This is a genomic window from Cellulosimicrobium funkei, from assembly GCF_900155925.1.
In the GTDB taxonomy this organism is placed as follows: domain Bacteria; phylum Actinomycetota; class Actinomycetes; order Actinomycetales; family Cellulomonadaceae; genus Cellulosimicrobium; species Cellulosimicrobium funkei.
Map to the genome: position 1 here is coordinate 1 of NZ_FTMI01000006.1, position 10819 is coordinate 10819.

Annotated in this window: 8 protein-coding genes; 3 read left to right on the plus strand and 5 right to left on the minus strand. The window is 74.5% G+C overall.

Going from position 1 to position 10819, the window contains the following annotated elements; all coding sequences use genetic code 11:
- The 3 genes from BXA05_RS14880 to BXA05_RS14890 form a co-directional block, all read right to left on the minus strand.
- Window positions 1–3004: Ig-like domain-containing protein (locus tag BXA05_RS14880; protein ID WP_244550483.1), on the minus strand; the 3004-nt coding region annotated here is incomplete at its 3' end.
- Window positions 3005–3186: 182 nt separating this feature from the next.
- Window positions 3187–3429, minus strand: coding sequence for a hypothetical protein (locus tag BXA05_RS14885; RefSeq protein ID WP_076405843.1), 243 nt, complete (start codon window positions 3427–3429; stop codon window positions 3187–3189).
- Window positions 3426–4040 carry an ArsR/SmtB family transcription factor gene (locus BXA05_RS14890; RefSeq protein WP_076405845.1) on the minus strand — a complete coding sequence of 205 codons (615 nt, stop codon included), beginning with the start codon at window positions 4038–4040 and terminating at the stop codon, window positions 3426–3428. The genes BXA05_RS14885 and BXA05_RS14890 overlap by 4 nt, the downstream gene beginning before the upstream one ends.
- 120 nt (window positions 4041–4160) lie before the next feature.
- Between BXA05_RS14890 and BXA05_RS14895 the strand changes: the two genes are divergently transcribed.
- Window positions 4161–5006 carry an oxygenase MpaB family protein gene (locus BXA05_RS14895; RefSeq protein ID WP_076405847.1) on the plus strand — a complete coding sequence of 282 codons (846 nt, stop codon included), beginning with the start codon at window positions 4161–4163 and terminating at the stop codon, window positions 5004–5006.
- A gap of 21 nt (window positions 5007–5027) precedes the next feature.
- Here the strand turns inward: BXA05_RS14895 and BXA05_RS14900 are convergent, their stop codons facing one another.
- A complete protein-coding gene (locus BXA05_RS14900) occupies window positions 5028–5549 on the minus strand; it encodes a MarR family winged helix-turn-helix transcriptional regulator (RefSeq protein WP_061269420.1) in 522 nt (173 codons plus the stop codon).
- A 95-nt stretch (window positions 5550–5644) separates the two neighbouring features.
- On the opposite strand from BXA05_RS14900, the gene BXA05_RS14905 reads away from it, so the two are divergent.
- Window positions 5645–6877, plus strand: coding sequence for an MFS transporter (locus tag BXA05_RS14905; RefSeq protein ID WP_051028020.1), 1233 nt, complete (start codon window positions 5645–5647; stop codon window positions 6875–6877).
- A gap of 52 nt (window positions 6878–6929) precedes the next feature.
- Here BXA05_RS14905 and BXA05_RS14910 read toward each other — a convergent pair whose 3' ends face one another.
- The gene (locus tag BXA05_RS14910; RefSeq protein ID WP_076405849.1) at window positions 6930–7469 is read right to left on the minus strand and encodes a MarR family winged helix-turn-helix transcriptional regulator; all 540 of its coding nucleotides are present in this window, start codon (window positions 7467–7469) and stop codon (window positions 6930–6932) included.
- 113 nt (window positions 7470–7582) lie between these two features.
- Here BXA05_RS14910 and BXA05_RS14915 point away from each other — a divergent pair, with 113 nt between their 5' ends.
- Entirely contained in the window at window positions 7583–10765 is a 3183-nt protein-coding gene (locus tag BXA05_RS14915) for an efflux RND transporter permease subunit (RefSeq protein ID WP_076405851.1), read from the plus strand.
- Window positions 10766–10819 lie beyond the last annotated feature (54 nt).

The following is a 10819-nucleotide window of genomic DNA, read 5'->3' on the forward strand; positions in this document are numbered from 1 at the left end:
CGTCGGGGTCGGTGTCGTTGGCCAGCGCCGCGACCGAGACCGTGCGCCCCGGGCGCACCGTCACCTCGTCGTCCACCGCGACCGGCGACTGGTTGGTGTCCGCGGGACGGGCGATGCCGACGTTGACCGTGCCCGTGGCGGTGGCGCCGCGCGCGTCGAGCACGGAGTAGGTGAACGTGTCCGCCCCGGTCGCGTTCTTCGACGCCGCGTACTCGATCATCCCGTCCACGACCCGGGCGGTGCCCTTGCCCGCGGGGGTGGCGATGCCGGTGACCTGGACGGAGTCGCCGTCGGGGTCGATGCCGTCCAGCGGGACCGCGATGCGCACGCTGGACCCGGACAGCACCCGGGCCTCGATCTCGCGCGGCTGCGGCGGGGTGTTGTCCTCGCCGTCGCGGATCCGGATCGTGACCTGGGCCGAGTCCTCCTGCCCGTTGGCGTCCCGCACCCGGTAGATCGCGTACGCCGTGCCCGCCTCCGAGCCCGCCTTGAACCGCAGCGTGTCCTCCGACACGAACGCCTCGCCGAGCGCCGGGTCCACGTCCTGCTCCAGCTCGGGCTGCAGGAACAGCTCCAACCCGTCCGGGTGCGTGTCGTTCTTCAGCACCGGGACCGTCACCACGTCCCCCGCGTGCACGGTCACCTCGTCCGCGACCGCGTTCGGCGGCTGCAGCCGCGTCGGCGCCGGCACCGGCACGATCCGCACCTGGCCGGTCGCGGTCTCGGTGCCGTTGGAGGCGGTGTACTCCACCGTCACCGGCGCGTCCAGGCGCCGGATCTCGGTCACCCGCAGCATCTGGTGGGCCAGGATCGCGACCGACACCCCGGCGTCGGCGGGCACGCGCACGGACTGCACGACGAGCACGCCGCCCGCGGGGTCCGTGTCGTTCGCGAGGACGTCCACGAGCGTGGACCCTCCCGCCGGGAGGAGCGCGGTGTCGGTGACGACGACGGGCGCGCCCTCGGCCTCGGACGGCGGCAGGACGTCGACCCGGACGAGGCCCGTGGTCGCGTTCGGGCCGTCGGTCACCTGGTACGTCAGGTCGTAGGAGCGCGGCTCCATCGAGAGGAACGTGAACGTGCCCGCGTCGTAGTTCGGCGTGATCTGCGCCGGGGCCGACTCCGAGACCGACGCCAGGCGCAGCTCGTCCCCGTTCGGGTCGGTGTCGTTGCGCAACGGCTCCACCGTCACCGGCTGCCCCGCCGGCACCACCACGTGGTCGCTCACCGCGACCGGCGGCTGCGGACCGGGCACCACGTCGACCAGCAGCTTGCCCTCGAAGGACAGCTCGCCGTCGGAGACGAGCAGGGTCACGATCTTGCGCCCGGTCGAGCCGCCGCCGTCGCGCAGCTCGACCGTGCCGTCGGGGCGCGAGCGCACGTCGTCGCCCGCGACCGTCGCGGCCGCCGACGCGAGGTACAGGTCGTCGCCGTCCGGGTCCTTGAAGAAGGGCAGCACCTTGATCGTCGCGGCGCCGCCCTGGGCGACGCGCAGGACCGGGTCACCGGTCTGCTCGGGGGGAGCGTTCTCGCCCCAGGGGGACACCTTGAGGGTGACGCCCGCCTCGGCGACGCCGCCGCGGCCGTCGGACACGGAGTACCGGAAGGAGCCGGTGCCCTCGGCGTCCTCGGGGACCACGGCCTGCAGCGCGGCTCCGCCCATGATGGTCTGCACGGTCGCGTTCGACGGCGAGTCCCCGACGAGCGACGCCGTCATCACGTCCCCGTCCGGGTCCACGTCGTTGCCCAGCACCGGCAGGATCGTCGTGCGCCCCGGACGCACCCCGAACGCGTCGTCCTTCGGCTGCGGCGGCCGGTTCGGCTGGGACCGGTCCGCGATGAACTGGTCCACCTGCTCCGGGTTCGTCAGCTCCGCGTCGGCCTCCTCGCCCTCGGCCTCCTCGGGCATCTGGACGTCCCAGTCGTCGACCTTCTGGTACTCGTCCGCCGCCATCCACAACGTCCCCGCCGACAGGTCGTTGAGCACGATGACCTGCCGGTTCACCCGGTACTCCAGGCGGGTCTGGGGGTCGAGCCCTTCGAGGCGCTCGTCGACGTCGCGGTCGGTGCCCTCGCAGTCGCGGATCACCTGGCCGGTCGAGGCCCACGCCCCGTACGTGCACGACCCGAGGCGCACCGGGGCGGCCGGGACGCCCTGCGCGGCGCGGCGCTGGGCGTCGCCGCCCTTCAGGGGCTGGGTCACGAGCGCGTCGGTCGTCGCGACGACGACGTCGCCCGACCCGGCGGACGGCTGCTGGAGCCGCGCCTGCTCCGCGCCCTCGACCGCGACGGTCCGGCCGCCTGGCAGCACGAGCTGCGAGGCGGAGCGGTCGAGGACGACGGGCTCGTCACCGACGGCCGTCACCTCGACCTCGGCGCCCTTCCCGACCGGGAGGGACGTCGACGCCGGGTCGCCGGAGACGGCGCCCTTGCTCGTGGTCTCGACCGTCCAGAGCGCTCCGGTCGAGGGGATCGCGACGAAGACCGTCCCGTCCTCGGACACCGTCAGCGCGCCGTCACCGCCGACCTCGGCCGTCGGGTCGAGCTTCTCGGCGTCGAACGAGGTGGCGCCGTCGAACGGCAGGACCCACAGCAGGCCCTCCTCGCCGTCGAGGATCGCGGTCGTCGCGCCGCCGGAGGCGACCTGCGCCCCGGCCGGCAGGCGGATCTGCCCGGTGAGCTTGAGGTGGGCGACGTCCACGGGGGACGACGTGCTCGTCCCCTGGTCGTCGAGGAGGACGCGGCCCGCGTCCTGCTGCACGTCGAACGACGCGCTGCCCGCGTTGAGCGTGCCGTCCATCGCCTGGGACTCGTAGTTGAACCGCCCCACCAGGCCCGCGGACGTCTTCGTCACCCACACGCCCGAGTCGTTGAGGTCCACGTCCGCCGTGGCCTCGCCCTCGTAGAGCAGCGCCATGCCCACCAGCGCCGTCGAGAACACCGACACGGTGCTCACCGACGCGACGGTACGACGATGCTCGCGGATGGTCGTGAGAAGACCCACCTGTGCTCCTCTGTGCCTGGGCGGGGCACACGTCCTCCCGGTCCCGCCGAGCGGCGGTGACGAGGGGAACGGGTGCTCCGGTGCCCGCAGACTGCCCGCAGAACGCCCCGACGAGGGTAACCGAGGCAGGGTCGCTCAGGGCATGGGGAGCAGTCCCCATGGAGGGTGGAATATTCCCCTGATCAGGGCAGAAGGGACGCACGGGACAGCGCGGCCCGGTCGCGCGTGCGGTCCTCGGCCGTGCGCAGCGACGCACCGTCCGGGCGGACGACGGCCTCCGCGGCGCGCGGGGTGGTCGACACCCGGGACCGGGCCGCCGCGCGGCGGCGGCCGAGGTCGGCCAGGGCGGAGCCCACGAGGACGAGCAGACGGTCCGTGCCACGGGGCTCGACCGTGCGGGGCAGGGTGGGGGAGTACGCGCTCATGAGGGGTTCTCCTTGCCGTCGATCGTCGGGAAGACGTTGAAGTGGATCTGCACGGGCCGCGCGCCGGGCGTCTGCTCCTGGCCCTGGAACCGCTGGAGCGTCGCGTCGAACGCGTCCCACGCCTCCGCGACCTCGAGCATCTGCTCGGCGGTGAGCCACATGCTCGCCGTCGTCAGACGGCTGCCGTCGAGCCACCGCGTCGGCAGCTCGGGGGAGCGCTCGAGGAACGCCTGGATCTTGCGCGCCCGCGCGGACTCGAACTCGCGGCTCACCATCGCGCCCGCGAGCGTGGCGGCGGCGTCCTCCTCGTCGTGCGGGACGTCGACCGTGAACCCGCCCGGCGGGCGCTCCCACCAGCGCTCGCGCGCCGTCCCGCGGCCCGCGACCTCCCGGACGAAGCCGTGCCGCGCGAGCTGGCGCAGGTGGTAGCTCGTCGACCCGCTGGACTCGCCCGCGAGGTCGGCGAGGCGGCTCGCGGTGAGCGCGCCGTGCGTCGAGAGCAGGTCGAGGATCTGCACCCGCAACGGGTGCGCGAGCGCCTTGAGCTGCGCGGGGCCGAGCGCGGGGTGGCGTTCGGCCGGGACGGGTGCCGGTGCGCTGTCGGTGGGCATACGACGACCATAGCGATGCAAACGACTCTTTGCAAGAGTTTCTTTGCAGCGGGATGTTGGCATCTGTCGGACGGCCCGCGCGGGGAGCGGGGGCGTGCGCGAGGTGCGAGCATCGAGCGCATGACGCAGGTGGCGGAGCGGGTGCGCGGCGCGGCGGAGCGCGCCATCTTCCTGCGGGTCGCGGGCCCGGACGCCACGGCGACGCGGGCACGCATCCACGAGACGCCCGGCCCGCGCTGGTTCCCGCCGGGGTCCGCGGTCCAGCGCGTGCACGGCGACGCGTCGATGTTCGTCGGCGGGCTGCGTGCGCTGCTCCTGCAGAGCCTGCACCCGCTCGCGATGGCCGGGGTCGCGGCGCACTCGGGCTACCGGGGCGACCCCTGGGGGCGCCTCCAGCGGACCTCGACCTTCATCGCCACGACGACCTTCGGCACGGCCGACGACGCCGCCGGCGCCGTGGCGGCGGTCCGGGCGGTCCACGAGCGGGTCCGCGGCGTCGCGCCCGACGGCCGCCCCTACCGCGCGAGCGACCCGGACCTGCTGCGCTGGGTCCACGTCGCCGAGACGCAGAGCTTCCTCGTGGCGCACCAGGAGTTCGGGCACCGCCCGCTCGGCGCCGCCGGGTGCGACGAGTACGTCGCGCAGGCGGCGGTGGTCGGCCGCGCCCTGGGCGTCGAGGACGCGCCGGTCACGGTGCGCGAGCTGAACGACGCCGTCGCCGGGTATCGGCCGGTGCTCGGCCTCACCCCGGCGGCGCTCGACGCCGCGCGGTTCCTCCTCGTCGAGCCGCCGCTGCCGTGGGCCGTGCGTCGGGTGTACGCGGGGCTCGCGGTGGCCGCGAGGGCGTCCCTGCCGGACTGGGCGCGCGCGGGCATGCCGCGCGTGCGGGGGCTGCCTCAACGGTGGGCTCACCCCGCGGGCGAGGCGGTCACGCGGCTGCTGCGGTGGGCCCTCCCCGGAGCCTGACGGCGAGGCGCGCCCGGCGGGTCAGGCGTCGGCGCGGCGTCGGCGGTAGGCGTCGAGGTCCTCGTTGAGTCGGCCGAGGAGCTCGGCGAGGAGGGCCCGGTCGAGGCGCGACCAGTCCCCGAGCACGTCCGCGTAGAGCGCGGTGCGCGCCGCGCGGTGGGCGGCGAGCTCGTCGAGCCCCGCGCCCGTGGGCTCGACGACGACGGCCCGGCCGTCGTGCGGGTCCCGGGCCCGGCGCACGTGCCCGGCCCGCTCGAGCACGACCACCTGGCGGGTGACGGTGGAGGCGTCGAGGCCGAGGCGCTCGGCGAGCGCGTTGACGTGCAGCGGGCCGTGGGTGCCGAGCGTGTGGAGCAGCAGGTAGCCGGACCGGTCGAGCGTGCCGCCCCGGCGCGACGTCCCGGGGCTCCCGGAGGCGCGCGTGCGCTCCGCGCGGCGCAGGAGCTGAGCGACCTCGAGCTCGATCGTGCCCAGCACGTCCTGGGCGGTCGCGTCCCCGCGCGCCTCGGCCTGCGGCTGATCGTTTCCCTCAGCAACCGTCATGGGTGTATTCTACAGATAGTTACCTGCTAGATACAGGTACTTCTCCCGCCGCCGCCCCTCGTGCGGCGGCCTCCCTCACCAGGAAGTGCGACCGAGTGGCCTCCACACGCAACGAACCGAACCGCACCGCCATCTACGCGACCGCCCTCACCGCGTTCTTCGCGATCGCCGGCATCGCCGTCGTCGACCCGATCCTCCCCGTGATCGGCGAGGAGATCGGGGCGTCGACCTGGCAGATCGAGCTCCTCTTCACCGCCTACATCGCCGTCATGGCGCTCGGCATGATCCCCGCCGTCATGGCGACCGGGCGCTTCGGCTACAAGAAGATCCTCGCCACGGGCGTCAGCCTGGTGGCCGTCGCGGCCGTGCTCGCGGCGCTGAGCACGAGCATCGGCCAGCTCGCCGCGCTCCGCGGCCTGTGGGGCCTCGGCAACGCGATGTTCTTCGCGACGGCGATGGTCCTCCTGGTCTCCCTGGCGAACGACCGCGAGTGGGTCGTCGAGCTCTTCGAGACGTGCGTCGGCCTCGGCTTCGCCGTCGGGCCGCTCCTCGGCGGGCTGCTCGGCGGCATCTCGTGGCGCGTGCCGTTCTTCGTGTGCGGCGTCTTCATGCTCGTGGCGCTGCTCGTGTCCGTGACGCGCCTCAAGGACCCCGCCGAGAAGCCCGCGCCGCTGCGCGTCGGCCAGGTCTTCCGCCTGTTCCGCAAGCCCGGCTTCCTCGCGCTCGCCGCGGTCACCGCCGCGTACAACTTCTGCTTCTTCGTCGTGCTCGGGTACACCCCCGTGTTCCTCGGGCTCGACGTCGTGCCGCTCGGTCTCGTCTTCACCGCGTGGGGCGTGGGGCTCGCGGTCGGGATCCTCGTCGTCGGGCACCGGCTCGCGCACCGCGTCGGCGCCGTCCAGACGCTGGGCGTGGCCGTCGTGGGCGTCCTCGTCGCGCTCGTCCTCCTCGCGCTCGACCTCGGGACCGCCTGGTCCGTCGTCGTGCTCGTCGGCGCCGGCGTGTTCATGGGCATCGCGAACGCCAACCTCACGGACCTCTCGCTCGCGCTCGGCGACCCCGACCGCCGCGTGACCACCGGCGCGTTCAACCTCGTGCGCTGGGGCTTCGCCGCCCCCGCCCCCGTCATCGCGGGGCTTCTGCACCCGGTGTCCGCGACCGCGCCGTTCTGGCTCGGGGCGGGGATCCTCGTGCTCGGCGTCGTCGTGTTCGTGGCGTACGGGCACCGGATGGCGGGCGAGCTCGGGGAGCGCGTCCTGTGGTCCCGGTGGAACCGCACGGCCCGGACCGTCGAGGGGACGCCCGAGGAGGCGCTCGGCGAGGTCTGAGCCGCCGGCGGCGCCGACGGGGGAGGGTCCCGGGCCGCGAGGCCCGGGACCCTCAGTCCTCCGGGTCGGTCCCGGCGTCGGCCGAGCCGTCGCCCGAGGTGCCCGACGTGCTGGTCGCCGGGTCGGGCTCGGGGTCGGCCGCGGCCGACTCCGCGGCCCGCGTGAGGGCCTCGATCCCGGCCGTCAGCGCGCGCAGGTCCGCGACGTCGAGCCGGTCGAGGAGGTCCGTGAGGGGCTCGTCCTCCTGCGCGACGAGCCGGCGCACCGCCGCGGCGCCGCGCGGGGTGGCGGCGACGAGGCGCACGCGACCGTCCTGCGGGTCGGGGCGGCGCGACGCCATGCCCGCCGCCTCGAGCCGGTCCACGATCCCCGAGAGCGTCGCGGGGGAGATGCCGAGCACGTCCGCGAGCCGGTGCGAGCTCGTCTCGCCGTCCAGCTGCAGCACGGCGAGCGCGCGGAGCTGGGGGACCGTCAGGGTCGTGCGGAGCAGCGGCTCGAGGCGCTGCGCGAGCAGCAGGTCGGCGAGCCGTCGCTGGGCGTCCTCGAGGCGCCGGGCGAGCGTCGCGCGCTCGTCGTCGGCGGGGTGGGTCACGGCGCCGACTCTATCGGTGGGCGCGGGAACCATCCCGAGATGCTTCGCGTTACGCTAACGAAATCGCGACGCCGACGTCGTCTCCCGCCCGACCTGGAACCCCTGGAGGCTCCGTGTCCCGTCTCGCCCGGCTGTCGCTGGCCAACCGCGCGCTCGTCGCGCTCGCCACCGTCGCGATCGCGATCTTCGGCGTCCTCAGCATGGGATCGCTCAAGCAGGAGCTCATCCCGAGCCTGCAGATCCCCACGGCCGCCGTCGTCGGCGCGTACCCGGGCTCGGCCCCGGCGATCGTCGAGCAGCAGGTCACCGTCCCCGTCGAGACGGCCGCGCGCGGGGTCAAGGGGGTCGAGGACGTCACGTCGACGTCGTCGACCGGCCTCTCGGTGACGACCGTCCAGTTCGCGTACGGCACCGACATGGACGCCGCGGCCTCGCAGCTCCAGACGGCCGTCACGCGGCTGCAGTCCCAGCTCCCGGAGGACGTCGAGCCGCAGGTCGTGACCGGCTCCGTGGACGACCTCCCGGTCATCCAGCTCGCCGTGTCGGGCGGCGCGGACGAGGCGGCGCTCGCGGACACCGTGACGTCGAGCCTCGTCCCTGCGCTCGAGGACGTCGAGGGGGTCCGCAGCGTCGCGGTGAGCGGCGTCGCCGACCAGCAGGTGACGATCGCCCTCGACCCCGCCGCGCTCGCCGTCGCCGGGCTCAGCCCGCAGCAGGTCTCCACGATCCTCCAGGACAACGGTGTCGTGGTGCCCGCGGGCACCGTCGCGGAGGGCGACCGCACCCTCAGCGTGCAGGTCGGCACGGCGATCACGACCGTCGACGAGCTCGCCGCGCTGCCCCTCCTTTCCCCGACCGCGGCGCCCGGCACCCCGCCCGTCGCGCTCGGCGACGTCGCGACCGTCACCGCGGGCCCCGAGCCCGCGACGTCGTTCTCCCGGCTCGACGGCGAGCCCGCGCTCGCCGTCGCCATCACCAAGACGCCCGCCGGCAACACGGTCGAGGTGTCGCACGCGGTCCAGGACGCGGTCGACGACCTCTCCGGCGTGCTCGACGCCCAGGACGTGCGCGTCGAGGTCGTGTTCGACCAGGCCCCGTTCATCGAGGAGTCCATCGAGGGCCTCGCGACCGAGGGCCTGCTCGGGCTCCTCTTCGCGGTCGTCGTGATCCTGCTGTTCCTCGCGTCGCTGCGCTCGACGCTCGTCTCCGCCGTGTCGATCCCGCTGTCGCTGCTCGTGACGTTCATCGTCATGAACGCCACGGGCTACACGCTCAACATCCTCACGCTCGGGGCGATGACGGTCGCGATCGGCCGCGTGGTCGACGACTCGATCGTCGTCATCGAGAACATCAAGCGGCACCTGTCGTACGGCGAGGAGAAGGTCGGCGCCATCATCGGCGCGGTCAAGGAGGTCGCGGGCGCGATCACCGCCTCGACCGTCGCGACCGTCGCCGTGTTCCTGCCGATCGCGCTCGTGGGCGGCATGGTCGGCGAGCTCTTCCGGCCGTTCGCGCTCACCGTCGCCATCGCGATGCTGGCCTCGCTCTTCGTCGCGCTGACGATCGTCCCGGTCCTCGCGTACTGGTTCATCACGTCGCCGCCCGTCCCGGCCGACCCGGAGGCCGCGCGCCTCGCGGGCGAGCGCGCCCGCGCCGCCGCGGAGGCCAAGGAGCGTCGCGGGCTGTGGCAGCGCGCGTACCTCCCGACGCTGCGGGGGGCCCTGCGCCACCCCGCGATCACGCTCGGCGTGTCGGTCGCGATCCTCGCCGGGACGCTCGCGCTCGTGCCGCGGCTCGAGACCAACTTCCTCGGCGACACCGGCCAGGACACGCTCACCGTCACCGAGTCGTTCGCGCCGGGCACGTCGCTCGACGCGCAGGACGCTGCCGCGCGCGACGTCGAGCAGGCGCTCCTCGACGTCGACGGCGTCGCCACGGTCCAGACGACCGTCGGCACCGCTGGCGGCCCGGAGGCCGCGTTCTTCGGCGGCGGCGGGTCCCCGACGGCGACGTTCGCCGTCACGCTCGACGCGGACGCCGACGCCGTCGCGGCCCAGGAGGACGTGCGCGACGCCGTCTCCGGGCTGGGTGGGGACGCGAGCGAGGGCATCGAGGTCGCGGGCGCCGACGCCGCGTTCGGCAGCTCCACGGTCGACCTCGTGGTCCGCGCGCCCGACACCGACACCCTCGCCGCGGCCGCCGCCGAGGTGCAGGAGCTCGCGGAGGGGACCGACGGCGCCGCGCAGGTGACGAACAACCTCGCCGCCGCCCAGGCCACCGTCCAGGTGACGGTCGGCCGTGAGGCGGCGGCCGCCGTCGGGCTCACGGAGACGCAGGTCGCCGGGACGGTCGCGGGGGCCATGTCCCCGGCTCCGGTCGGCACGGTGAACCTCGGCGACGGCCCGGTGCAGGTGCGCGTGGTCGCGGGCGAGGCGCCGGCGACGGTCGCCGAGCTCGAGCAGGTCGTGCTGCCCACCGCCGCGGGCCCCGTGCCGCTCACGCAGGTCGCCGAGGTCGCCGAGGTCGAGGTCCCCACCTCGATCACGCGCGTCGACGGCGAGCGCAGCGCGACGATCGCCGTCACCCCCGCGGGGCAGGACCTCGGCGCGCTGACCACCGAGCTGACGACCGCGATCGACGGCCTCGAGCTCGAGGGCGGCGCGACGGTCGAGGTCGGGGGCGTGGCCGCCGACCAGGCCGACGCCTTCGCCGACCTCGGGCTCGCGCTGCTCGTCGCGATCCTCATCGTCTACCTCGTCATGGTCGCGACGTTCCGCAGCCTCCTGCAGCCGTTCATCCTGCTCGTGTCGATCCCGTTCGCCGCGACGGGCGCACTGCTCCTGCTGCTCGCCACGGGGACGCCGCTGGGCGTGCCGGCCCTCATCGGCCTGCTCATGCTCGTCGGCATCGTGGTGTCGAACGCGATCGTGCTCATCGACCTCATCAACCAGTACCGCGAGCGCGGACGGGCGCTCGACGACGCCGTCATGGAGGGGTCGCGCAAGCGGCTGCGCCCCATCGTCATGACCGCGGCCGCGACGATCTTCGCGCTCACGCCCATGGCCGTCGGGATCACGGGCGGCGGCGCGTTCATCTCCCAGCCGCTCGCGCTCGTCGTCATCGGCGGCCTGCTGAGCTCGACGCTGCTTACCCTCGTCGTCGTCCCGGTGCTCTACACGCTCGCCGAGCGCCGCGGCGAGAAGCGCGCCGCGAGGAAGGCGGCCAAGGAAGAGGCCGCGGCCCAGGCCGAGGCCGACAAGGCCGCCGCTGCCGAGGAGACGACGGCGAACGCCTGAACCGCCCCACCGTCCCCGGCCCGCCGGACCCGCCGGACCCTCGCCGACCAGGCG

Excerpts from the sequence above, each read along its gene's own strand:
- BXA05_RS14885 (WP_076405843.1), bottom strand. The coding sequence starts at position 3,429 with ATGAGCGCGTACTCCCCCACCCTGCCCCGCACGGTCGAGCCCCGTGGC.
- BXA05_RS14890 (WP_076405845.1), bottom strand. The coding sequence starts at position 4,040 with ATGCCCACCGACAGCGCACCGGCACCCGTCCCGGCCGAACGCCACCCC.
- BXA05_RS14895 (WP_076405847.1), top strand. The coding sequence starts at position 4,161 with ATGACGCAGGTGGCGGAGCGGGTGCGCGGCGCGGCGGAGCGCGCCATC.
- BXA05_RS14900 (WP_061269420.1), bottom strand. The coding sequence starts at position 5,549 with ATGACGGTTGCTGAGGGAAACGATCAGCCGCAGGCCGAGGCGCGCGGG.